We start from the raw sequence: 22362 nt of genomic DNA, 5'->3' as shown, positions 1-22362 counted from the left end.
GGAAGCAGTGGGCACCATGGCGATGGCAGGTCCCACTTCCACAATCCGGCAACCCGGGCGGCGCATCCTGTGCGGCTGCCCGCGGCGCCGTCCCCGTCGTCCGGGTCCGCCATGAACATCCCGCAGTGAATCGCGGGGGTGGGCCCACCGCCCACCCGCCATAGCCAACACACGTTCCAGTCGTTTTTAGGAGAACAACATAACCATGAGTACGGTGCGCCTCGAGGCGATCAAGACGGAACAGCCTGCCCTGATTCCCATGCAACCGGCATCCCAGGACATCTGGGACAAGAAGTACCGGCTGAAGACGAAGCAGGGCGACGCCCTGGACGCCGACATCGATGGCACCTACCAGCGCGTGGCCCGTGCCCTGGCCGACGCCGAAGGCACCCCGGAAAAGCGTGCCTACTGGTACGAGCGCTTCGTGTGGGCGCTGCGCCGCGGGGCCATTCCCGCCGGCCGCATCACCTCCAATGCCGGCGCCCAGCAGCACAAACCGGCCACCAGCACCATCAACTGCACCGTGTCCGGCACCATCGAGGACTCCATGGACGGCATCCTGGACAAGGTCCACGAAGCCGGCCTGACCCTCAAGGCCGGCTGCGGCATCGGCTACGAGTTCAGCACCCTGCGCCCGAAGGGCGCCTTCGTCGCCGGTGCCGGCGCCTACACCTCCGGCCCGATGTCCTTCATGGATATCTACGACAAGATGTGCTTCACCGTCTCGTCGGCCGGCGGCCGCCGCGGCGCGCAGATGGGCACGTTCGAAATCTCCCACCCGGACGTCAAGGACTTCATCCGCGCCAAGCGCGAAGACGGCCGCCTGCGCCAGTTCAACCTGTCGCTGCTGATCACCGACGGCTTCATGGAAGCGGTCGACACCGACGCCGACTGGCCGCTGGTGTTCCCGGTGAACATCAAGGAGAAGGGCGACATCGACGTCGAGGACGCCGCCCAGGTGGTCTGGCGCGAGTGGCCCACCCACAAGAACTACATCGTCCGCGACGACGGCCTGGTGGCCTGCAAGATCTACGGCCACATCCGCGCGCGGCACCTGTGGGACATGATCATGGTGTCCACGTACGACTACGCCGAGCCGGGTTTCATCCTGATCGACCGCGTCAACGAGATGAACAACAACTGGTGGTGCGAGACCATCCGCGCGACCAACCCGTGCGGCGAGCAGCCCCTGCCGCCCTACGGCGCCTGCCTGCTGGGCTCGGTCAACCTGACCACCTTCGTGCGCAACCCGTTCACCGACCAGGCCAGCTTCGACTGGGAGGAATACAAGGAAGTCGTGCGCGTGTTCACCCGCATGCTCGACAACGTGGTCGAAGTGAACGGCCTGCCGCTGGAACAGCAGCGCGCCGAGATCCTGCGCAAGCGCCGCCACGGCATGGGCTTCCTGGGCCTGGGCAGCACGCTGACCATGCTCAAGCACAAGTACGGCAGCCCGGCGTCCTGCGAGTTCACCGAAGCCATCGCCCGCGAGATGGCCGTGGCCGGCTGGGAAATGGGCCTGGCGCTGGCGAAGGAAAAGGGCGCCGCGCCCATCATGGACGAACTGTTCACCGTCACCGCCGCCATGCTGCGCCAGCGCCCGGAAATGGCGAAGGACGGCTGGAAGGTCGGCCAGGAGATCCCCGGCAAGGTGCTGCACGCCAAGTACAGCCGCTACATGCAGCGCGTGGCCAGCGTGGCCCCGGAGCTGGTGGACGAACTGGCCGAAGTGGGCAGCCGCTTCACCCACCACAGCTCCATCGCCCCCACCGGCACCATCAGCCTGTCGCTGGCCAACAACGCCAGCAACGGCATCGAGCCCTCGTTCGCGCACCACTACAGCCGCAACGTGATCCGCGAAGGCAAGAAGTCGAAGGAAAAGGTCGACGTCTGGTCGTACGAGCTGCTGGCCTACCGCGAACTGGTCAACCCGAAGGCCATGCCGTTCTCGGACGACGCCGATGCGAAGCTGCCGGAGTACTTCATCGCCGCCGACGACATCAGCCCGAAGGAGCACGTGGACGTGCAGGCCGCCGCGCAGAAGTGGGTGGACAGCTCCATCTCCAAGACCGCCAACGTGCCCACGGACTACCCGTACGAGCAGTTCAAGGACATCTACCGTTACGCCCACCAACAGGGCCTGAAGGGCTGCACCACGTTCCGCTTCAACCCCGCCGCCTTCCAGGGCGTGCTGGTGAAGGAAGCCGACCTGGAGAACACCACCTACCGCTTCGAGCTGGAAGACGGCAACGTGGTCGAGGTGAAGGGCAACGAGCAGATCGAGTACGACGGCGAGATGCACACCGCCGCCAACCTGTTCGATGCGCTGAAGGAAGGCTACTACGGCAAGTTCTGACGCTTTACTCCTCTCCCCGCCTGCGGGGAGAGGATGCCCGAAGAGCCTGCCCCGTACTTGATACGGGGGCAGGTGAGGGGGAGCGAGCGCAGCGAGTTGCTGTTGCTCTTCGCGAAAAGCGGCCCCTCATCCGCCTTCGGCACCTTCTCCCCGCATGCGGGGAGAAGGAAAGAGGGAATTCCTCCCCGCTTGCGGGGAGAAGGAAAAGAAGGAGATCGGCTGTACCCCTCTCCCCGCCTGCGGGGAGAGGATGCCCGGAGGGCAGGTGAGGGGGAGCGAGCGCAGCGAGTTGCTGTTGCTCTTCGCGAAAAGCGGCCCCTCATCCGCCTTCGGCACCTTCTCCCCGCTTGCGGGGAGAAGGAAAGAGGGAATTCCTCCCCGCTTGCGGGGAGAAGGAAACGAAGGAGATCGGCTGTACCCCTCTCCCCGCCTGCGGGGAGAGGATGCCCGGAGGGCAGGTGAGGGGGAGCGAGCGCAGCGAGTTGCTGTTGCTCTTCGCCAAAAGCGGCCCCTCATCCGCCTTCGGCACCTTCTCCCCGCTTGCGGGGAGAAGGAAAAAGGGAATTCCTCCCCGCTTGCGGGGAGAAGGAAAGAGGGAACTCCTCCCCGCTTGCGGGGAGAAGGGAAAGAAGGAGATCGGCTGTACCCCTCTCCCCGCCTGCGGGGAGAGGATGCCCGGAGGGCAGGTGAGGGGGAGCGAGCGCAGCGAGCTGCTTTTGCTCTTCGCGAAACGCGCCCCCATCCCACCCTTCCCCCGCACGCGGGGGAAGGGGCGCATCACGGCAGGCTTCGATTCATCGGCTTCACCGTTTCACCCCGCGCAATCGGGTATAGCATCGGCAGCGTCACGAACCTCGCCCACAAGGAGGGCAACATGAGCAACGGCAATGGTGTCACGGCGACGCTTTCCGGCGCGGCCGAAAGCGTGAAGGAAACAGTGGCAGGCATCGGCGAAGCGGTGGCCACCACCGCCAGCGAAACGGTCGCCAAGGCGAAGAAGGCGGCCAAGAAGGCGCGCAAGACGGTCACCGCCGACATCGCCAAGGCGAAGAAGGCCGTGGCCAAGCGCACCGACAAGGCCACCAAGGCGGTGAAGAAGACCGTCGCCAAGGCGAAGAAGAAGCTGGCCGCCGCCAGTTCCGCCGCCAAGGCCGAAGCCGCCAGCCTGCAGAAGAAGGTGACCGGCAAGAAGGCCGCCAAGAAGACGGCGAAGAAGGCAGCGAAGAAAGCCACCAGGAAGACGGCTGCCAAGAAGGCCGTGAAGAAGGTCGCCAGGAAGGCCACGGCCAAGAAGGCCGTCGCCAAGAAGTCGGTGAAGAAAGCAGCAAAGAAGGTCGCCCGCAAGGCGCCCGTGAAGAAGGCGGCGAAGAAGGCCGCTCCGAAGAAAGCGGCCAAGAAGGCCGTGCGCAAGGCAGCCCCGAAGAAAGCCGCAAAGAAAGCAGCAAAAAAAGCGGCCCGTAAGTAAGACCTGATGCACCCCTCCTCCCCCGGGTCCGGGGGAGGGTTGGGGCGGTCGCCGGCCCGGAGGGCCAGGTCCCGCCCATCGATGACAACTTTCAGAACACGAACAGGATTCCACCGTCATGGCCGTCAAGATCGACAAGAAAATCAAGGGCTACAGCGTGCTCACCCCGGAAGACAAGGCGCGCGAAGCCGCTGCGCTGATTCCCACGGCGTCGGTGCCGCGCGAGACGGTGGAAAAGGAAGTGCCGCAGGACAACATCATCCAGATGCACGAGCGCATCGAGCGCCCGGAAGTCCTCATCGGCAGCACCTACAAGATCAAGTCGCCGCTGGTGGAGCACGCCATGTACGTGACCATCAACGACATCGTGTTGAACGCCGGCACCGAGCACGAGCTGCGCCGTCCGTTCGAGATCTTCGTCAACAGCAAGTCCATGGAGCACTTCCAGTGGATCGTGGCGCTGACGCGCATCATGTCGGCGGTGTTCCGCAAGGGCGGCGACGTGACGTTCCTGGTGGACGAGATGAAGGCGGTGTTCGATCCGCGCGGGGGTTACTTCAAGGCCGGTGGCGTGTACATGCCGTCGCTGGTGGCCGAGCTGGGCGCCATCGTGGAAGAGCACATGAAGTCGATCGGCCTGATCCACGACCCGGAAATGAGTGCGCACCAGCGCGCCATCCTGGCCGAAAAGCGCAAGCAGTACGAAGACCGCGCAAAAAAAAACTCTGACGTAAGCGTTGTTCCTTCTCCCGCCCCGGCGGGAGAAGGTGCCCGAAGGGCGGATGAGGGCGCTTCTGCCGTCATGCCCGGTTCTTCGGAAGACATCGCCGTCACCGGCGACGGCGCCAGCTTCCCGCCCTCCGCCACGCTCTGCCACAAGTGCAGCACCAAGGCCCTCGTCATCATGGACGGGTGCGCTACGTGCTTGAACTGTGGTTATTCGAAGTGCGGGTGAGGAGTTTTTCTTGAAGATTGAATCAATCCGTCTTCGAAACTTTAAGGCATTCAGGGATGTTCATCTTCAGGATATCCCCGCGTTCCTCGTGGTTGTCGGTGCAAATGGGGCCGGAAAGTCTACGCTGTTTGATGTCTTCGGCTTTCTACACGATTGCCTGAAGGGCAATGTTAGGCAAGCCCTCGACAGTCGAGGTCGCTTCAAGGAGGTTCTGAGTCGAGATGCAACCGACGACTCGATCCTCATCGAAATTCAGTACCGAATGCCGCTTGCGGGAGTTGAGCGACTAGTAACGTATTCTCTAGAAATTGCTGAGCGTTCGACTGGGCCATACGTTAGGCGCGAGGTACTAAGATATAAGCGTGGCCGATATGGAAGTCCGTTTCATTTCTTGAATTTTTCCGATGGCGAAGGCTATGCCATCACCAATGAGGAAGATTTCAATAAGAGCGACGAAGAGTTGGAGCGCGAGAGTCAGCGCGTCTCCTCAGACACTCTCGCCATTAAAGGCTTAGGTCAGTTTGAGAGATTCAAGGCCGCTAACGCATTCCGTCAGCTAATCGAATCTTGGCATGTGTCTGACTTTCACATAAATATGGCGCGTGGAAGGAAAGAGGCTTCTGGCGATTCGGAGCATTTATCAGAGACTGGCGACAATTTGCCGCGTGTTGCTCAATTTTTGTACGAGCAACATAAGCCTACCTTTACAAAGATATTGGAGACAATGTCCAGACGAGTTCCGGGCATCTCATCTGTCGAGCCGCTATTGATGGATGATGGATACCTAACACTACGTTTTAAGGACGGTTCCTTCAAAACGCCTTTTCTTGATCGGTACGTTTCAGACGGCACCATCAAGATGTTCGCGTACTTGATCCTTCTTTACGATCCAAATCCTCACCCGCTTCTATGCGTCGAGGAGCCAGAGAATCAGCTTTACCCGAAGCTCATGACTGAGCTTGCTGAGGAGTTTCGGCTATACGCACTTAGGGGGGGGCAGGTGTGGGTTTCGACCCATTCACCAGACTTTCTTAACGCCGTAGAGCTCGATGAGGTTTGCTGGTTAGTAAAAGTTGGTGGGAGCACGCAGATCAGAAGAGCGAAAGACGACCCTCAAATCAGCGCATACATGAGTGAAGGGGACAAGATGGGTTACCTGTGGAAGCAGGGGTTCTTCGAGGGCGCTGATCCTGTATGAGAGAGCTGGTTTTCTTGCTTGAGGAAGAATCAGCTAAAGCGCTGTTGGATTCGATGCTCCCGCGATTTCTTGATCCTACTATTGCGCTACGATTCATCGCCTTTGAGGGTAAACAGGACTTAGAGGGGCAGCTAACTCGGCGGCTTCGTGGTTACATGAATCCGAACGCCAGGTTCGTGGTGCTTCGCGATCAAGATAGTCACCCTGACTGCAAGCTATTGAAGCAAAGGCTGGCTGATCTCGTGGCTGCGTCAGGCAGAGCTGATGCAACTGTAGTTCGTATTGCCTGCAGAGAGCTCGAAGCTTTTTACTTGGCAGATCTGGATGCCGTGCAAGCAGCGATCAAGGTGGATGGTATTGCGGCCCTGCAGGGGAAGGCGAAGTACCGAGTGCCAGACTCTTTCGGAAGTCCGAGCCAAGAAGTGAGGACTTTAACCGGTGGTATGTACCAGAAGGTAAACGGCTCTCGCGAGATAGGTAAGTACCTAGATCTAGAAAACGAGCGGTCCGCGAGCTTCAAGAGTCTCATTGGCGCTGTAAGAAGGCATGAGCGAGAATTGCTTACTCTAGATCTCTGGTAGCCAGCGTAGCTCGTAGGGTGGGCTTCAGCCCACCTTCCCCTCAGCTGAGGGGAAGCGAGCAGGTCGGCCAAGGCTTACCCTACGTTTTTATATGACGACCATCCGTTATGGATAGATGCATGGAGAGAATTGGCGCCAGAATAGACGAGCGGCTCTGGGCGACGGAGCAGCGTGCAGGCTAGGACTAAGTGCACCGTTCCGCCCGTAGCTATGCGGTTCCGCGGTGATTTTAGCCCACCAGGTGAGTTAAGTGGCCGGATGAGAGTGATTTTAAGGGGCGGGTATGGATTGCAAGCTGCTGGAATTCTGCACTCTCCCGCTGGATGCGCAGGCGGGCTGGGCGCAAGTCGTCATTGGGCTGATCGCCGCAATTGCCACATTTTTTGCTGTTCTAGTGGCACTCCATTCAAGTCGTGTGTCGGCCGCCACCGCGATGAGTATTGCGAGAGATGAGTCGGAGGAAAGAAGTCGATTGCGGAATGTTCAATCTAAGGCCATGGCTGCCGCATTCACTGACGAACTCTGGGACAATATTGCACGCGTCGAAGCAGGAAGAATTAACGTTGAGTTGCGAGCGAACTGGGAGGAGGATCACTTGGCTGACCATGTGGCCTCGCAGCTCTCGAACTGCTCAGCGCCTGTACTTGAGTCTTGCATCACGAGGCTGGACATCTTCGATCCTGAAGACGCGAAGCTCTTCGCTCGCGCGGCAACGAAGCTGATCTACGCGCGACGCCGTGCCGGTGTCCTGAAGGACAATATAAGCCTGAATCTTCACTCGGACGTCGTGTATGACGGTTCAGCCATATTGGACTCCATGCTGGAACTTCTCTGTAGTGCTCTCCAGCGGGCCCATCAAATATCAGGGATAGCCGAGGCTGCAGAGTCCCCGCGCGCTCACGCGGAAGCTTTCGTCGCTCGCGGAAACGCGGAGTCGATGCGCGGGGAGCGCACTGATCAAGGCAACGACAGCGCGTAGGATGGATTGAGCGAAGCGAAACCCATCATCCGATGCGAGAAGGTGGAGGTCCGGTGGAGTACAAACGGGACGAGCCAAATCCTGCGGCCATCGAACGGCTGGAGCGCGTCTCTCATGGAAGTCGCCTTCTGCACCTGGCGCTTGATGAGCTTTGGGAGGAGCTGCCAGCCCCTTTGGATAAGCGGATGTTGGTAGTTCAAGCGTTTGCAAACATCGTGAAGCAGCACACGACTGCCCAATGGGTTCTTATCCAGCATCAACTGGACGTTACTGCAACGGCACTCGTTAGGCCTGCTTACGAAACTATGCTGCGCGCGATTTGGGCCTTTCGCGGTGCTGACGATGCCTGGATAGAGGAGTTCCTAAGCCCAGTGCCGGCGGCGTTGACCTCTGATGCGGAGACGCGCATGGGGCCTGACGTAAAAACAATGCTGCGAGTCATCGCGCAACATCATCCTGCTTCCATTTACGAGCCCCTTGCTGCGCTCAAAGATGCCACGTGGCGAGGAATGCACTCCTACGTGCACGGCGGGATACGTGCAGTTGTACAGAGCTCCGTGCCGTTTCCGCACCACGAAGCCGGCTCCGTCCTCATCAATGCCAATGGGATGTTGATTCTGGTGACTAATGTCGTACGAATGGCGCACGGCTTGTGGTCTCCCACCTTGCCTCTGTTGCAGCAGCAGTACGCCGATTGCCTGCCAAACGCGCCTGTTGCTGGCGTCTAGTTTTCACCTGCTGAAAATGTAAATAGACACCACGGCATTACCAACGCAAACTCGCCTCCAAGGAGCGTCGAATCTCCCCTAGTAGCGGTACCCACCTCCGACATCTTGGTGGGTTTTTTGTGCTCAATGCATCGGGCGCATCCGACGCAGACTGTTCCGCGTCGGGAGGGCGGCTAATACAACACCCTTGAGGGAAATATGCCCGCCGGCTACTAGCGGTTCGAACCTCCCGACACCCTGCGGGCGCATGCCGCGCCCGCAGGCACGCCTTGCACCCCGCACGCGGAAGGATTCGCCATGAAGCACGCAACGCCCACCGACCCCGGCTACCACCTGCCCGCCGACGCCCGCGCCGAACTGCAGGCCCTGCGCGACCACCTGCACCTGCTGGCCCAACTCAGCACCCCCGAACACCAGAACCCCGACGACCTCATCCTCACCCGCAACGGCCTGGCCCACTGCTTCACCCACCTCGCCGACACCGCCGACCACATCGTCGCTGCCGTGACGGCGTGATGGCATAGTTCCGGGTAGGGGATAACCACAAGGAGCGTCGGGGATGGGCGTACTGGCAAGCATCGGATCCAAGATCCAGCACCTGCTCGAGTTGGCCACCAAGCTCACCATCATCGGCGTACCGGCACTGTACTTCGCGGGGTGGGCATATCTGGACACCTACTGGAGTGAGTTCGGTATCGGCGATGCACTGCTGGGCTACACCAGCGTGGACTACATACGTAGTGGTGCGTTGGTACTCATCCAATCCTTAATCGGCGGCGCTCCGTGGGTCCTAAGGTTTGCTTGGATATCCGTCGCAGTTCTCGTCATGCTCGCGTGCATAAGGACCTTCGGTATTCCTCGACTGTTCGGTGCAAGCAGGATGGCCAGGAAGTTCCAGGCCGAGATGCGTCGGCTGGGCCGGGTTGACCCAAAGCACCGCGCCGTGGCGGGTTCCGTCGATGCAGTATTCGAGAGCAGCCAAGCCGGTGTGCTCAGCCTGCTCCTGTTATTCCTTTTCGCCGTCGGCCTGATCTACCTCGGGATCAAGCCTGCGGCATCCAAAGCGAAGGCAGACGCCGAGAAAGAGCGCGTCGCGCTGTCCAAGCTCGCCACCCTGGAGCGCAACTGGGTGCTGGGATACACCGAGGCCGAGTCGGCAAGGCCGGCGCTGGTCATGCAATGCGGAAACGACATGTGCGTGCTGCTGAGAAGCGAGAGGACCGAAGCTGTCCCGCGCTCGTCGATCACCCGCATGGAGACCTGCCGTCGGATAAGCAAATCGGACGACGGCATGTTCCGCTGTACTACTCGGACGGAACTTCTCTGACCCCGTAGGGTGGGCTTCAGCCCACCTTCCCATTAGTCGCCATGCGATCCAGGCGGTGGGCCAGGGCCCACCCTACGCATGAGATGGCATTCCAGGCCCCATCGCTCTCACATTGAGCCCCATCGATGGAGCTCCGAGTCCCATCGATCGAGCTCGGAATCCCAAGCGCCGGGCTCCCCCATGCCATCGATGGCTTTCCGAAAGCCATCGATCGCTCTCCCAAACCCATCGATGGCATTCCGAGCCCCGCCGCTCTCACATTGAAAGCCATCGATCGCTTTCAAAGACCCATCGATGGCACTCCGAGAGCCATACCCTGGCTTTCCGAAAGCCATCTGCAAGGCTTCGAGCTCCAGACCTCACATTCCGAATGCCATCGATCGCTTTCCGCGCTCGGTCGTTGGCATTCCGAGCTCCATCTCATTCCGAGAGCGCCCTGCATTTGTGAGAGGTTTTGCGAACGCATGCACGCTAGGCTGCGGTCGTCGGCGATGAACGCCGACGTGTCCTTTCAATGTGATCAATGGAGTGAACATGACCCAGAACCGCATCTCCCTGCGCCTCACCGGCGAAGACATAGTCGCCGCCGAAGACGCCATCACCACCCTGGAGCAGCGCCTCACCGGCCTGATCGGCCTGACCCCCGACGAGCGCCGCGAACTCACCAAGATGGGCGACAAGTCCGAAGCCTTCTGCCGCCAGGCCGTCATCACCCTGGGCAAACACGCCGACGTACTGCCGCGCAACTTCGACGTGGACGAATACCGCGCCGACCTGGCCGCCCTCGACACCCTGCGCCCACTGCTCACCCGCCTGCAACGCGTGTACGACCGCATGGTCGACAGCGAAATGGCCCTCGGCAGCGACCTGATGGTCGCCTCCCTGGAAGGCTACGCCCACCTCAAGGTAGCCGGGCAAGGCGATGGCCTGGACACGTTGAAGGAAGCCCTGGGTGCCCGCTTCAACCGCAAGCGTCGGCAGGAACCCGAACCGGCCGCGTGAGCGCAGCGTCATGCAAAAGAAAGGCGGGCTTCGGCCCGCCTTTTCTCTAAGCGTGCGACCAAGGCGTCGGCCCACGCGGCATAAGCCGCCATGCACCCCGACAGCAGAGTGAACGTTCACCCTGCACGTGCATCACGCCGCTTCCAGCTGGCCCGCCTGCGCCAGCGCACCGGCCATCGCGGCCTGCGCATGCTCGGGGCCCAACCGCACGCCCTCGGCACGCACCACCTCGATGCGGGTCACGCCCAGGAAGTCCAGGAAGCTGCGCAGGTAGGACTCCTGGTGCTCGTACCCCGCGACCGGGGAGCCCGCCGCGTAGACGTTGCCGCGTGCGGACGCGATGATCACGCGCTTCTCGCCCAACAATCCGTGCACCCCCTGCGCGTCGTAGCGGAACGTCCTGCCCGGCACCGCGATTGCATCCAGCCACGCTTTCAGTTGGCTGGGCACACTGAAGTTGTACATCGGTGCACCGATGACGATGACATCCGCCGCCAGCACTTCCTCCAGCACACGGCCCACCACCGACACGTCCGCCTGCAGCGCGCTGTCCTGCGCCGGCACGTCAGCGCCCGCCGCCACCGCCAGCAGCGGCGCCGACGCCTGCGGCAGCGGCTGCGCGGCGAGGTCGCGATAGGTGATGTCGGCGTCCGGGCTGAGCGCGAGCAGGCGTTCGACCACCGCCGCGGTCAACGTGCGGCTGACCGAATCGCCGCCGGTGATGCTGGAATCGATATGCAGGATCTTCATGGGGCAAGTGCCTTGTGGGGAAGGAGTGCGGCCGCATGTCGATCGTCTCCGTGACGCCGCTGCCACCGCGTCGCGAAAATCTAGTGGCGTATAGTCGTGTCAACAAGAAGGATTGATTTGAGTACCAGGTATGCAAAACCATACTGAGCAGGTATGCACCGACATCGCACACAACATCGATGAAATACATGGCGACATCAGGAAGGCCGTCGCCATCTTCGGTGGCAAATGGAAACTGGAAATCCTCTGGCTGCTGCACCAGCGCATGCACCGCTTCAATGAACTGCGGCGCGCCATTCCCGGCGTGACCCAGCACATGCTGACCGCGCAACTGCGCGAGCTGGAAAGCGACGGACTGGTACGCCGCACCCTCTACGCGGAAGTCCCCCCACGCGTGGAGTACGAACTCACCGACCAGGCCGTGCGCCTGCAGCCCGTGTTCGAAGCGATGCTGGAATTCATGCGGGGCAGGCGGCCGTCGGCATAGTGTTGAAGGCGGGCTTGAGCCCGTCCACGTAGGCCGTGCGCGTATGTGCATGAGGGCAAGGCCCCCTGCGACTCTCTACCCCTTTCCTCCTCTGGACCGCACGGGCGATAGACTACGCACCACGAACATCCCGATCCCCACAAGGAACACCCCATGGCATTCACCACCACAACCTCCGGCCTGCAATTCGAAGACACCGTCGTCGGCAGCGGCGTCGAGGCCAAGCCCGGCAGCAACGTCACCGTGCACTACACCGGCTGGCTGTACGACAACGGCGCGCAGGGCGCCAAGTTCGATTCCAGCAAGGACCGCGGCGAACCCTTCATCTTTCCCCTCGGCGGCGGCATGGTCATCCAGGGCTGGGACGAAGGCGTGCAGGGCATGAAGGTGGGCGGCCAGCGCACCCTGATCATCCCCGCCAACCTGGGCTACGGCGCCCGCGGTGCCGGCGGCGTCATCCCGCCCAACGCCACCCTGAAGTTCGACGTCGAACTGCTGGGCACCTGAGCCAGGCGACCCGCGTAGTCCGGGTAAGCGCAGTGCACCGGGCGCATTCGCACGAAAGGTGGGCCGAGGCCCAGCCTATGCTGTCGACGCCGCACGCCACCCCGTAACATGCGCGAACCGATCCGCAGGGTTCACGCCTCCCGAACGATGAAGGCAAGGGCGCCGCGGTCATCACTACGCTGGGGGCGTATGCGACACCTTCTCATCGGTTTCTTTATGCTGCTGACCGCATGCAATGCCAACAGCGCCGACATGCGCGCGCAGTTGGACGCATGCAGCGACAGCACGCTGCCCGACGCCGCCATAGCGGCCTGCGCCCGGGTGCTCGGCGTCAAGCACCTGCCGCCGGATGGGCGCAGCCATGCGTACTTCATGCGTGCGCGAGCGGCCATGGAAAAGCAGGATTTCGCCGCCGCCTTGGCTGACCTGGATGAGTCCATCCGTCTGATTGACTCCCAATCGGCCAGCTTCGCGACGCGCGGCATCGTGCACGGCACGATGGGTGACATGGAGGCGGCGATCACCGACTTCAGTCGCGCGCTCGAACTGAACCCGCAGGATGCCGCGACCTTTCAGAACCGCGGCAAGGCTTACTCCGATACCGGCAGGCAGCAACGCGCCATCCAGGATTTCACGCGTGCCATCGAACTGGGCAACGACGAAGCCGCCACCCGCAACGGCCGCTGCTGGGCGCGCGCGCTTTTGGGCCAGGAACTCGACCTCGCTCGCGAAGACTGCGAGACCGCGGTTCGCAAGGAACCCAAAGATGGCAACAACCACAACAGCCTCGCCTTCGTCCGCTTCCGCAGCGGCGACTACCCCGGCGCGATCGCCGACTACACCACCGCGCTGTCGCTTGATGCCAGCGGTGCCTCTTCGTACTACATGCGCGGCCGCGCGAAAGCGCTGACCGGCGACGCGACCGCCCAAGCCGACATCGACAAGGGCCTGAGCCTGGAACCCGGCGTCGCCGACCGCTACGCCCGCTACGGCATCGCCCCGTAGGGCGGGCTCAAGCCCGCCATCGCACGCGATCCACACACGTCGAACGGCGGGCCGGGGCCCGCCCTACGGCGTCCGGCGCAGTTCGGCCACCTGCGCCTCCAACTCAGCGATGCGCGCGTCGCGCTCGGCAAGCGCACGCTGCACGTCTTCGGCTTCGAAGCGCACCGGGATGTACTTCGGACAATTCCAGTCGAAGGCTTCCACGTGGATCGTCATCGTGCGCTCGGTACGTCCCGCGCCCGGTGACTCCTCCACGCTCAAGCGGCCCAGCAGCTTCAGCCGCTGCCGATGCGTGTAGTCCATCAGGATCAACGCCACACGATCGTCCTGTGCCACGTTGCCCACGCTGATGAACTGCCGGTTGCCGGGCAGGTCGGTGAACGACAGCATCTTCGCATCGACCACGCGCAGGAAACCCGGCGCGCCGCCGCGATGCTGCACGTACGGCCATCCGGTTTCCGACACGGTCGCCATGTAGAAGCTGCGCTGCGCGTGGATGAAGGCGGCTTCGTCGGCCCCGAGTTCGGCATTGCGTACCTCGTCGCCGGATTCGAAGGCCCGCGCGTACTGCGCGCGGCTGCCGTCGCGTGCCTGCACGTCGCGTACCGCGGGGGTGAAGGCGATGTTCGCGAACGCGTGTCTCATGTCGATCTCCCAAGGCGGCCTGTCGGGTGGGCTCAGGCCCACCTTCGCACGGTATCCGCCTCCATCCAACGGTGGGCCAGGGCACACCCTACGGCACCGGCCACACCTGCGCCGGCTGACGTGCCATGCGCTTCGTGGCGCCTGTGATCAACGACATCCGCGAGGGTGCGGATGACCGGCACCTCATCCCGCGCTGTGCAAGGCTTGGTCATGCCGGAGACGCGCCTCGGGCTTGCCGTGCAGGCACGTCCAGCCCCACAACCGGGGCCGGGGACGACCGACGGAGGCGGACCGGGTGTCATCGGTTGTCGCTGCCGACAACGGCTTATTCGTGATCGACGCTGGACGGAGGAAGGGTGTGGAGACAGTCAGGATGAGAACAGGAAGGCGTCGCGCGGCGCGCGCGCTGGTCGCGATGGCATTTGCGGCCTTGCCGGGCATGGGATGGGCGAACATGCTGATGCTGCACGCGCAAGGCGATCCCGGCGACCGGGAGCTCTACTTCACCCAGCTCATGATGGCCGACCGCACGCCGATGGACGCGATGCTGGGGACCACGTCGATCCGCGAGATCGAGGTCTTCGGTCTTTACGAGAATGCGGGCAAGCCGGACTGGACCGTGCTGAAGTTGCAGTTCGAATGTCCGGCCGATTCCGCGCCATCGGCGACGCCCAGGCGCGCGACGGGCCCCGCGGTTGCGGCGCCGCAGCGTTGGCGCATGGGCGAGCGCAGCTATCAGTTCACCCGCGACGCGGACAACGTGCCGCTGCCGGCCACCCCGTGGCAATCCCTTTCGAATCCCGCCTACAGAAAGGCCGGCATGCTGGCCTGCAATGAGCTCCTGACGCGGTCCGCACTCCATGCGGCAGGAGGATGGGACGCGTTGGATCCCGCCAGGTTCAACGCGGGCCTGGCGCCGCTCGGGATCGGCGAGGTCATCTCGGTCGCCCAGGCGACGAGCATCGTCACCGTGGGGAGCTTCGTCTGGCGGGATATCTGGAAGGCGCAGAAGCCGGGAGGGGCGAGGGACAGGCGATTGACCGAGGCGGAGATCGCGAAGAACCGGAGCGAACTGGCGGCGGTGGGCGCGAAGATGGAGACGCTGGATGCGGAGGCGCGGGCGTTCGCGCAACCGATCATCGAAGCGGACCGGACCGAGCAGGAGTTCCTCGCGATTGCGAGGAAGGTCCAGGCAGGCAGGAAGGTCACCGAACTGGAGGGGTCGATGCTGATGGTGTGGCTGGGCAAACCTGAGGCGCTGGCGCTGGCCCGGCTCGGCGCGAATCCGCAGGTGACGGAGGCATCCGGGATGCGGTTCATCAGCTACAGCGACGAGGCGGATACCCGGTCGGCGGTCGTGAGCGCGGCATCGGGTCGTGTGCTGTCGCAATCCGGCGCCTATACCTCGTGCGACGTCAGCTTCGTGACCGTTCCCGACAAGACCCAGGCGTGGCGTGTGGCGGACATCCGCATCCGTTCCGAAGGACCGGCGGGCGGCATGTGCCGATCCCTCCTCAATACCCCGGAGAACTGACGGACACGTCTGACGACCTCAGGCCGATGCGGATGCGGATGCGGACGGCGGGGTCGCCAGGAGCGACTGGACGTCGTCCCGATAGCGGCGCCCGGTCACGATCACCCGTCCGCAATCCAGCGTCAGGCGGTAGCGGCCGGAGCCCAGGGTCAGGATTTCCGTGACGGCGGCGATGCGGACCACCGAGGATCGGTGTGCGCGCAGGAATGCGGTGGCATCGAGTTCCTTGATGAACTCACCCAGCGGACGCCGGTACGTGAACGTACCCAGCTTCGTTTCGATGTCCAGGTAGTTGCCCTGCGCACGCACGACCTGGATATCCGCCTGGTCCACGCGCATGGTGCGGCGGCCCAGCTGCAGTGACAGCGGGCGCCCGCTGGCCGGCAACGTGCGCGGCGGTTTGTCGGGCAGCGCCACCAGGCGCGACACGGTGTCCCGCAGCCGCTCCGCCGAGACCGGCTTGAGCAGGTAATCGATCGCCCTGTCCTCGAACGCCCGTACGCCGTGCTGGTCGTAGGCGCTGACGAATACGACCTTGGGCGGCGGGCCGTTCCACCGTCGCAGCGCGGTGAAGCCGTTGCCCCCCGGCAGCTCGATGTCGAGGAAGAGCACGTCCACCTGCGTGCGCCGCGCCAGGCGCATGAGTTCATCCACATCGGTGCACTCCGCCACCACCTGGATGACCGTACCGGCGACCTTGCCCAGCAGGCGTCGCAACCGCTGCCGTGCCAGCGGTTCGTCGTCGACGATGACCGCGGTCAGCACGTTGCTTCCCTCGCGGCTGGCGCGGCGGTCAGTGGACGGGGATCGGGCAGCGGCACCTGCAGATCCACGCGGTAGACGTCCGGGTCGTTTTCGCCCCGATGCAGCTGGCCGCGCTCGCCGTAGAGCAGGCGTAGCCGTTCTTCCACCGCGCGTTGCCCCATGCCGTTGCCGTCCTTGCGCGCGCCTTCGACGGCGCGCGAGTTCTCCACCGACAGGTGCAGCGTCTGTCCCTGCTGCCAGGCGGCCACGGTCACCCAGCCCGGGGCGCGCGATCGCGCGATCGCATGGACGATGGCGTTCTCCACCAGCGGCTGCAGGGACAGTGTGGGAACCGGGATATCCAGGCACGCGTCGTCCACCCGCACGGTGGCGTTGACGCGTGGGCCCAACCGGATCTCTTCGATCATCAGGTAGTTGGTGACGTGCTTCAGCTCGTCGCGCAGTGGCCGCTCCTGCAGTTGGTCGGCACGCAGCCCGTCGCGCAGCATGTCGCAGATGGCGACCAGCATGCGGTCGGCCTGGTCCACGTCGGTCTGCATCAGCTCGGCCACCGAGTTGAGCGCGTTGAACAGGAAGTGCGGATTCAGCTGCGCGCGCACCGCCTCCAGCCGCGCCAGCGCCAGGCTTTTCTCCAGCGCCGTCACCCGGTGCTGGCGGTCTTCGGTGTGCTCGAAATAGACGATGCCGTGAACCATGGCGACCACCATGATGCCGAGGATCAGGTTGTTGCTGACGCTGGTACCCAGCAGGTCGAGCATGGGCGGCAGCGTCGGATACCAGGCGAAAAGAGGATTGGACAGCCAGGCGTATATCGCCTTTGCCACGATGAAGCCGGCCACCAGGCCTGCATTGATGGCGACGTTCCTCCCGAGGTGCTGGCCGCCCAGCGGAAAGCGCGACACCACCAGATACGCCACCACGGTCATCGGCACCCAGGCCCAGGTGCTGCCGATGGCGTACGTCAGCGCGCCTGTCCAGCCGTACACCTCGCCGTCGGCGGACCGCATGTCGACCAGCTGTCGCGCCAGCATCAGTCCGTACAGCGCCCACCACCCGGTGATGACCGCGACCAGCACGGCGAAGCGCACACGCCCGCGGCGCGGTGTCCCGTGCGTGCGCGGAAAGGCGGTGTCAGCGTGGTCGTGCATGGCGTGCGTCAGTCCCCGGCCTTCCGACAGATGACTGGCATTGTGCGGGACAGGGCAGCCGCGTGCATCGACAGCGCGGACGGCCGGGGTTGCTTCCGGCGGAGGGTGAAGGCCAGACCTGCGACGCTGCGCTCGCAAGGCGGTGTCGATGGACGGACGGTGCGCGGCGCGACGGTGCTCAGCGCGGGTTGCAGACGGGCGGGTTGGTCATGCCGAACGAGAACAGATTGCCGCCATTGACGGTGCAGGCATAGGTCTTGCCGTTGCTGGCCTTGAGCGTCACGTAGGTGTTGACGCCTTCGGTGCGGCGTTCGACGAGGGTCAGCTCCGACGGCGACAGGCCCAGCACGCCGCCGGTTTCGGACAGGATGCGCTCGTCGGACAGGGTGTTGGTCTTGGTGGCCACGGCCGAGCAGCCGGTGAGCGAAGCGATGAACAGCGCGCTGATGAGGAGGTGCTGGGTATTCATCCGGGTTCCTTTGAAGAGGCGGGTGCCTGCGGTCCACCCTGCGAGGGCGGCCGATGGCGCGACGCCATCATCGGATCCGGCTTCGAACCCGCTCAATCGGGTGGGGACGACCCGCACCGGCGCGGTGATCAACGACATCGGCACTCGCGGCAACTGCCGCTGCCACCGTCCTCATCCCGCCGTCCGCCGGTTCACTGCACCGGCAACACCTGCGCCGGCCCTCCGGTGACCTTCCCGCGCGTCTTGGCGGTCTCGCCGAGATAGGCCAGGGCGAACTGGGTGAACTTGACGCTGTGCTGCGCCGATTCCCCCATCGTCGCCAGTGTGTCCTGGGGCGTGTGGATGTAGGGGAAGCTGCCGTTCGGCCCGCCGGCCTCGAACATCATCGCCGCGGGATAGCCGGCGTTCGTCCATGACGCATGGTCGGAGCACGCGTAACCACAGGCCACGCTGCTGCGCGTCAGGCCCATCGGCGCCAGGTAGGTATCGAACAGGGTGATGAAGAAATTCTTCAGATCGGTGTTGGAGTAGTCGCTGATCAGTTTCATGTCCGTCACCGCGCCCGACTTGTAGTTGGTCATGTCCACCTGCAGCACGCTGACCACGTTGACGCCGCTGGCGCGGAACGACTGCGCGATGGCATGCGAGCCGCGCAGGCCGACTTCCTCGGCGGCATACCCCATGAACTTCACCGTGCGCCGCGGCTGCCAGCCGTCGGCCAGTGCGATGCGCAGCGTTTCGGTGAGCGTGGCGATGCCCGATGCATCGTCGTCGGCGCCAGGCGCATGCTGGTTGGGATCGTAGGGATTGCTGCCGTTGATCGAGTCCAGGTGCGCGCCCAGTACGACGACGTCGTTGGGCAGGTCCCGGCCCTGGATGGTGAGGATGACCGAAGGCTGCGTGCTGCAGTTCGCGCAGGCGGTGAACAACTCCGTGCTGACATCATCGCGGCCGGCGGCGAGCGATTGCCAGTGGTCCCGGATCCATTCGGCCGATGTCTTGCCGTGGCTGCTGGCGAAGTAGCGGTTGCGATAGCTGGAGAGGTGGTTGATGGTGTCGTAGAGGCGCTGTTCCTGCACCTGCGGCAACCAGCGGCTCACGGTGGCCTGGTTGTCGAGCGTGTAGCCGGCGGCCAGTGATTTCGTCATCGCCTGCTTCGCGCGATCCGCACTGACGAAGGCCTCGGCCTGCGCGCGGCTGGGGAATGCGAAATAGCCGCCGCACCGGCGCTCGCTGACATGCACGTAGCGGCTGATCTCGCCGAGGCGGTCGGCCCGGGTTTCGGAAATCACCAGCGGCGTGCCGGTGCTGTCGCGCCGCGCGACCGCATCACGGGCCAGGCCGCGGATCCCCTGCCAGGTGTCGCGCGAGGTCACGATGTACACCGGCGCGAACGGGTCGGTCTGCGACGGCGGCGCCACCACCACGGGCGGGGCTGTTGTCCCGCCTGCCTGGACGTGATGCACGGGGGGCGCCTGGGTCGCATCGGCAACGCGCGTCGCCTTCCATCGGGCCACCCCGTGGGAAACGGCAGGTGCGTGCACCCCGGACGCCTGCACCGCCCGCAGGGTGTCCGACCTCAGCAGGAAAAAGCTGATCAGCAGGGAGAGCAGCAGTGTCATCGGACCCGGCAAGAACAGTTTCATCGTGGCATCCCCCCGGATGACGGCCTGCAGCGTTGCGGCTGCCACGCTACCACTTCCACAGCCGGTCCACGCGGGTGAAGCCCGTCATCCGATACCCCGTTTCGTCGGATCTCCGGTGGCTTGGTCGCACGCGGGTTGCGTGTGCCCCGGCGCGCGCACGACCCTGCTCCCCGCCATCAGGCCGCAACGGAGCAATCGCATGAAGAAACTACGATCCACCGTGCTGATCATCGGCGGCGTGGTGCTCGCCACCGTCAGTCTCTACGATGCCTCCCTGCCCACGCGCGCGCTGGGACTGCCGCTGGCGGGAGGCGAAGCTGCGATCGCCGCGACCTTCCTGTCGTTGGCCGCTGTCCTGGTCTGGTTCGGCATCCGCGGCCTGCACAGGGCGGTGTAGGGCGGGCTCAAGCCCCCCAGCAGGGATGCGCCGACACACGGGATGCTTCGAGCGAAGCCGCCCGACCGATGGATGACCTTGTGTGCATGGTCATGGCGTTGGCATGGAGGAGCGCGAACATGGCCATTGCCCGGGTCGCGTCCCTCCTTCGCCACGGTCCCGTGAGGAACCCCATGATCGACAATCCGTTCGACGCGTTCGTTGGATCCAGGAAGCCCGTGCCGATGTACGACGCGGCCGAGGAAGGGAAGGCCTTCGCGTACCTGCTGTGGGGCGACGGGGTGAAATTCGAAGGCGCGCCGGGCACCGGCAGCCGGCGCAAGGTCACCGCGCGCGGCAGGACGGGATGGGTGCTGGCCTCCGCGCTCGATGGCACATCGCTGCTGGAGTTCTACTTCATCGATGTGGGGCAGGGCGACGGCGTGCTGGTGAAGACCCCCTCCTTCCAGCACATCCTCATCGACGGGGGATTTCCGCGCGACAAGCAGCCCAGCGGAAAATCGGCGGCGGATTTCATCGACTGGAAGTTCGTGAAGGATTACGGACTGTCGAGCGTGGAGCTGGACGCCCTGATCTCGTCGCACAACGACGAGGACCACTACGGCGGACTTTCCGATCTGCTGGGCGTCGACGTGACCGAGGAGCTGGATGCCGAGGCCATCCACGTCGACCGCTTCTATCACGCCGGTGTTTCGTGGTGGACGCTGGGCGGGAAGCGGTCGCTCGGCGAGGTGGTGGAACACGACGGCGAACGCTACCTGGTCGACCTGCTGGATGACCGCGATTCCGCGCTGCAGGGCCTGGATGCCGCAAGCCCCCGGCCGTTGCAGGGCGAGTGGGCGAAGTTCATCCGGCGCGTGGCCGATACCACCACCGCCGATGGTGGCCATTGCGTGTTCGCCAGGCTCAGCGACGAGACGCCCTGGCTCCCCGGCTTCGACCCCGACACCAGCGACGTATCCATCCGCGTGCTGGCCCCCATCGAGGCCGAGGTGCAGGGACGCGCGGCGCTGCGCAACCTCGGCCGGAGCGAGCTCAACACCAACGGCCACAGCATCCTGCTGCGCGTCGACTACGGGCGCACGCGCACCCTGTTGACGGGCGATCTGAACAAGGGCGCGCAGCAGGACATCCTGCACGCGATGGCCGGCAGCCTGCTGGAACTGCAGTGCGACGTGGCCAAGGCCTGCCACCATGGAAGCGCGGATGTGTCGCTGGCCTTCCTCCAGGCGATGGCGCCCTCGGCGACCATCATTTCATCGGGGGACGCGGAGGGACACGACCACCCGCGGCCGGCCATCGTGGCCGCCAGCGGCGCGACGGGCCACCTGACGGTGGTGAAGGACGAGATCGTGACGCCGCTGGTGTACTCCACCGAACTCGCCCGCTCCTACGCGGTCGGCAAGCTGGACAGGATCGAGGTGCCCGGCGGTGCGGCCGTCGAGGGCGACGATCTTGCCCGCACCACGCTGCATTACCGCACCACCAAGGCGGGCGATCTGCGCCCGAAGAAGGGATCCCGCAAGGCACGGGGGGCCTACGTGGTGTCGGGCCTGGTCTATGGTCTGGTCAACGTGCGCACGGATGGCGAGACCCTGCTGGCAGCGACGCTGGACGAGAAGAACGCGGAGTGGAGTGTCAGGACGTTTCCGGCGCGTTTCTGACGGTTCCCATGCGATGCACGCGCATGCCCTCCGCCACGATGGCGCCTTCGCCGGAAGCGTGCTTTAGTAGCCCTGTCGCGCCCTGGGGAGGGCGCCATCCACCAGGGGAATTCGATGTCCAGATGTCCGGGCTGGCTGGCCCTTCTGTTCGCCGTGCTGCCTGCCACCGCCTGGTCGCAGCAGTGCACGAAGCCGGCGCTGCCGGATACCGAGATCGAAGGCTGGCACCGGAGTGAACTGGGTGGCGTCATCGTGGGGACCGCGCGCTATTCCATCGCGTCGCCCAATGCCGGGCCGAACGAGACCTTCACCCTCGGCATTTCCTTCAGTCACGCTGCCTCGGATGAATCGCACGACCTGCGTCCCCCCGACCACCGTGCATTGTCGGACCTGATGACGTCCAGCCTGCAGTTCCGTGACGAGCTCAAGGACCGCACCCGTCCACGCACCTGGGACACCGACGCCGTGCGTGTGATGCTGGATGGCAAACCCTTCCCCGGTCGCTTCGATGTGCAGGGCTCGCCGGGCCGCGACCATGCCATCGCGATCAACTGGGAGGTCTGGTACAGCGACGAGAACCTGATGGACGCGCTGGAAAATGCGCGCGAGGTGGAGATCATGCTGCGCCACACGCCCACCGGCACCTTTGCCACCCGGCGCTTCGATGTGTCTTCGTTCAAGGGCATCCGCAGCAAGCTGATTCCGTACTGGCGTTGTACCGCGACTCCGTTCCACACCCACCGTCATTGAGGCA

23 protein-coding genes are annotated in these 22362 nt (G+C 64.0%); 17 read left to right on the top strand and 6 right to left on the bottom strand.

The features are described from left to right. The first annotated feature begins 205 nt into the window (after positions 1-205). The 10 genes from ACIPRS_RS09380 (at position 206) to ACIPRS_RS09335 (ending at position 10591) form a co-directional block, all read left to right on the top strand. Positions 206-2356, top strand: a complete 2151-nt coding sequence (locus tag ACIPRS_RS09380) for an adenosylcobalamin-dependent ribonucleoside-diphosphate reductase (protein ID WP_337731717.1) — start codon at positions 206-208, stop codon at positions 2354-2356. Positions 2357-3230: 874 nt separating this feature from the next. Further along, a complete protein-coding gene (locus tag ACIPRS_RS09375; protein WP_446538363.1) occupies positions 3231-3821 on the top strand; it encodes a hypothetical protein in 591 nt (196 codons plus the stop codon). Positions 3822-3939: 118 nt separating this feature from the next. Then, positions 3940-4776: a TSCPD domain-containing protein gene (locus ACIPRS_RS09370; protein ID WP_446538362.1), complete on the top strand. Its 837-nt coding sequence runs from the start codon at positions 3940-3942 to the stop codon at positions 4774-4776. A 10-nt stretch (positions 4777-4786) separates the two neighbouring features. Further along, a complete protein-coding gene (locus tag ACIPRS_RS09365) occupies positions 4787-5974 on the top strand; it encodes an AAA family ATPase (protein ID WP_446538361.1) in 1188 nt (395 codons plus the stop codon). Beyond that, entirely contained in the window at positions 5971-6555 is a 585-nt protein-coding gene (locus tag ACIPRS_RS09360) for a DUF4276 family protein (protein ID WP_446538360.1), read from the top strand. The genes ACIPRS_RS09365 and ACIPRS_RS09360 overlap by 4 nt, the downstream gene beginning before the upstream one ends. Before the next feature lie 283 nt (positions 6556-6838). Next, positions 6839-7534: a hypothetical protein gene (locus tag ACIPRS_RS09355; RefSeq protein WP_446538359.1), complete on the top strand. Its 696-nt coding sequence runs from the start codon at positions 6839-6841 to the stop codon at positions 7532-7534. Positions 7535-7587: 53 nt separating this feature from the next. Beyond that, positions 7588-8262, top strand: a complete 675-nt coding sequence (locus ACIPRS_RS09350) for a DUF6988 family protein (RefSeq protein ID WP_446538358.1) — start codon at positions 7588-7590, stop codon at positions 8260-8262. A gap of 297 nt (positions 8263-8559) precedes the next feature. Continuing rightward, on the top strand, positions 8560-8778 hold the full coding sequence (locus ACIPRS_RS09345; RefSeq protein ID WP_446538357.1) for an XAC0095 family protein: 219 nt from the start codon (positions 8560-8562) through the stop codon (positions 8776-8778). 43 nt (positions 8779-8821) lie between these two features. Continuing rightward, the gene (locus ACIPRS_RS09340; protein ID WP_446538356.1) at positions 8822-9589 is read left to right on the top strand and encodes a hypothetical protein; all 768 of its coding nucleotides are present in this window, start codon (positions 8822-8824) and stop codon (positions 9587-9589) included. 534 nt (positions 9590-10123) lie between these two features. Then, the gene (locus ACIPRS_RS09335) at positions 10124-10591 is read left to right on the top strand and encodes a hypothetical protein (RefSeq protein WP_446538355.1); all 468 of its coding nucleotides are present in this window, start codon (positions 10124-10126) and stop codon (positions 10589-10591) included. Between the two features lie 132 nt (positions 10592-10723). Here ACIPRS_RS09335 and ACIPRS_RS09330 read toward each other — a convergent pair whose 3' ends face one another. After that, entirely contained in the window at positions 10724-11341 is a 618-nt protein-coding gene (locus ACIPRS_RS09330; RefSeq protein WP_446538354.1) for an FMN-dependent NADH-azoreductase, read from the bottom strand. A 130-nt stretch (positions 11342-11471) separates the two neighbouring features. On the opposite strand from ACIPRS_RS09330, the gene ACIPRS_RS09325 reads away from it, so the two are divergent. The 3 genes from ACIPRS_RS09325 to ACIPRS_RS09315 all read left to right on the top strand — a co-directional run bounded on the left by ACIPRS_RS09325 (position 11472) and on the right by ACIPRS_RS09315 (position 13340). After that, the gene (locus ACIPRS_RS09325; RefSeq protein WP_337731702.1) at positions 11472-11828 is read left to right on the top strand and encodes a winged helix-turn-helix transcriptional regulator; all 357 of its coding nucleotides are present in this window, start codon (positions 11472-11474) and stop codon (positions 11826-11828) included. A 153-nt stretch (positions 11829-11981) separates the two neighbouring features. Continuing rightward, positions 11982-12335: an FKBP-type peptidyl-prolyl cis-trans isomerase gene (locus ACIPRS_RS09320; RefSeq protein WP_446538353.1), complete on the top strand. Its 354-nt coding sequence runs from the start codon at positions 11982-11984 to the stop codon at positions 12333-12335. 216 nt (positions 12336-12551) lie between these two features. After that, complete coding sequence (locus ACIPRS_RS09315; protein WP_446538352.1) at positions 12552-13340, top strand: tetratricopeptide repeat protein; 789 nt, start codon at positions 12552-12554, stop codon at positions 13338-13340. Between the two features lie 63 nt (positions 13341-13403). Here ACIPRS_RS09315 and ACIPRS_RS09310 read toward each other — a convergent pair whose 3' ends face one another. Continuing rightward, positions 13404-13985 carry a pyridoxamine 5'-phosphate oxidase family protein gene (locus ACIPRS_RS09310; protein WP_446538351.1) on the bottom strand — a complete coding sequence of 194 codons (582 nt, stop codon included), beginning with the start codon at positions 13983-13985 and terminating at the stop codon, positions 13404-13406. 454 nt (positions 13986-14439) lie between these two features. Between ACIPRS_RS09310 and ACIPRS_RS09305 the strand changes: the two genes are divergently transcribed. Continuing rightward, the gene (locus ACIPRS_RS09305) at positions 14440-15519 is read left to right on the top strand and encodes a hypothetical protein (protein ID WP_446538350.1); all 1080 of its coding nucleotides are present in this window, start codon (positions 14440-14442) and stop codon (positions 15517-15519) included. Positions 15520-15537: 18 nt separating this feature from the next. Here the strand turns inward: ACIPRS_RS09305 and ACIPRS_RS09300 are convergent, their stop codons facing one another. The 4 genes from ACIPRS_RS09300 to ACIPRS_RS09285 form a co-directional block, all read right to left on the bottom strand. Then, positions 15538-16284 carry a LytR/AlgR family response regulator transcription factor gene (locus ACIPRS_RS09300; RefSeq protein WP_446538349.1) on the bottom strand — a complete coding sequence of 249 codons (747 nt, stop codon included), beginning with the start codon at positions 16282-16284 and terminating at the stop codon, positions 15538-15540. Further along, on the bottom strand, positions 16278-17432 hold the full coding sequence (locus ACIPRS_RS09295; protein ID WP_446538348.1) for a sensor histidine kinase: 1155 nt from the start codon (positions 17430-17432) through the stop codon (positions 16278-16280). The genes ACIPRS_RS09300 and ACIPRS_RS09295 overlap by 7 nt, the downstream gene beginning before the upstream one ends. A gap of 178 nt (positions 17433-17610) precedes the next feature. Further along, positions 17611-18039 carry a hypothetical protein gene (locus ACIPRS_RS09290; RefSeq protein WP_446538347.1) on the bottom strand — a complete coding sequence of 143 codons (429 nt, stop codon included), beginning with the start codon at positions 18037-18039 and terminating at the stop codon, positions 17611-17613. A 53-nt stretch (positions 18040-18092) separates the two neighbouring features. Then, on the bottom strand, positions 18093-19547 hold the full coding sequence (locus ACIPRS_RS09285; protein WP_446538346.1) for a M20/M25/M40 family metallo-hydrolase: 1455 nt from the start codon (positions 19545-19547) through the stop codon (positions 18093-18095). A gap of 199 nt (positions 19548-19746) precedes the next feature. On the opposite strand from ACIPRS_RS09285, the gene ACIPRS_RS09280 reads away from it, so the two are divergent. The 3 genes from ACIPRS_RS09280 (at position 19747) to ACIPRS_RS09270 (ending at position 22358) form a co-directional block, all read left to right on the top strand. Further along, entirely contained in the window at positions 19747-19944 is a 198-nt protein-coding gene (locus tag ACIPRS_RS09280; protein ID WP_446538345.1) for a hypothetical protein, read from the top strand. Between the two features lie 173 nt (positions 19945-20117). Continuing rightward, the gene (locus tag ACIPRS_RS09275; RefSeq protein ID WP_446538344.1) at positions 20118-21608 is read left to right on the top strand and encodes a ComEC/Rec2 family competence protein; all 1491 of its coding nucleotides are present in this window, start codon (positions 20118-20120) and stop codon (positions 21606-21608) included. A gap of 114 nt (positions 21609-21722) precedes the next feature. Further along, positions 21723-22358, top strand: a complete 636-nt coding sequence (locus tag ACIPRS_RS09270) for a hypothetical protein (RefSeq protein ID WP_446538343.1) — start codon at positions 21723-21725, stop codon at positions 22356-22358. Positions 22359-22362: the final 4 nt, after the last annotated feature.

The sequence above is a fragment of the Pseudoxanthomonas sp. LARHCG66 genome, from assembly GCF_052871755.1.
This window is presented reverse-complemented; position numbering and strand designations above follow the sequence as displayed.

Bases quoted from the DNA above. Each gene is read 5' to 3' on its own strand.
- ACIPRS_RS09380 (WP_337731717.1), top strand. From the start codon at position 206: ATGAGTACGGTGCGCCTCGAGGCGATCAAGACGGAACAGCCTGCCCTG.
- ACIPRS_RS09375 (WP_446538363.1), top strand. From the start codon at position 3,231: ATGAGCAACGGCAATGGTGTCACGGCGACGCTTTCCGGCGCGGCCGAA.
- ACIPRS_RS09370 (WP_446538362.1), top strand. From the start codon at position 3,940: ATGGCCGTCAAGATCGACAAGAAAATCAAGGGCTACAGCGTGCTCACC.
- ACIPRS_RS09360 (WP_446538360.1), top strand. From the start codon at position 5,971: ATGAGAGAGCTGGTTTTCTTGCTTGAGGAAGAATCAGCTAAAGCGCTG.
- ACIPRS_RS09355 (WP_446538359.1), top strand. From the start codon at position 6,839: ATGGATTGCAAGCTGCTGGAATTCTGCACTCTCCCGCTGGATGCGCAG.
- ACIPRS_RS09345 (WP_446538357.1), top strand. From the start codon at position 8,560: ATGAAGCACGCAACGCCCACCGACCCCGGCTACCACCTGCCCGCCGAC.
- ACIPRS_RS09340 (WP_446538356.1), top strand. From the start codon at position 8,822: ATGGGCGTACTGGCAAGCATCGGATCCAAGATCCAGCACCTGCTCGAG.
- ACIPRS_RS09335 (WP_446538355.1), top strand. From the start codon at position 10,124: ATGACCCAGAACCGCATCTCCCTGCGCCTCACCGGCGAAGACATAGTC.
- ACIPRS_RS09330 (WP_446538354.1), bottom strand. From the start codon at position 11,341: ATGAAGATCCTGCATATCGATTCCAGCATCACCGGCGGCGATTCGGTC.
- ACIPRS_RS09325 (WP_337731702.1), top strand. From the start codon at position 11,472: ATGCAAAACCATACTGAGCAGGTATGCACCGACATCGCACACAACATC.
- ACIPRS_RS09320 (WP_446538353.1), top strand. From the start codon at position 11,982: ATGGCATTCACCACCACAACCTCCGGCCTGCAATTCGAAGACACCGTC.
- ACIPRS_RS09315 (WP_446538352.1), top strand. From the start codon at position 12,552: ATGCTGCTGACCGCATGCAATGCCAACAGCGCCGACATGCGCGCGCAG.
- ACIPRS_RS09310 (WP_446538351.1), bottom strand. From the start codon at position 13,985: ATGAGACACGCGTTCGCGAACATCGCCTTCACCCCCGCGGTACGCGAC.
- ACIPRS_RS09305 (WP_446538350.1), top strand. From the start codon at position 14,440: ATGCTGATGCTGCACGCGCAAGGCGATCCCGGCGACCGGGAGCTCTAC.
- ACIPRS_RS09295 (WP_446538348.1), bottom strand. From the start codon at position 17,432: ATGCACGACCACGCTGACACCGCCTTTCCGCGCACGCACGGGACACCG.
- ACIPRS_RS09290 (WP_446538347.1), bottom strand. From the start codon at position 18,039: ATGTCGTTGATCACCGCGCCGGTGCGGGTCGTCCCCACCCGATTGAGC.
- ACIPRS_RS09285 (WP_446538346.1), bottom strand. From the start codon at position 19,547: ATGAAACTGTTCTTGCCGGGTCCGATGACACTGCTGCTCTCCCTGCTG.
- ACIPRS_RS09280 (WP_446538345.1), top strand. From the start codon at position 19,747: ATGAAGAAACTACGATCCACCGTGCTGATCATCGGCGGCGTGGTGCTC.
- ACIPRS_RS09275 (WP_446538344.1), top strand. From the start codon at position 20,118: ATGATCGACAATCCGTTCGACGCGTTCGTTGGATCCAGGAAGCCCGTG.
- ACIPRS_RS09270 (WP_446538343.1), top strand. From the start codon at position 21,723: ATGTCCAGATGTCCGGGCTGGCTGGCCCTTCTGTTCGCCGTGCTGCCT.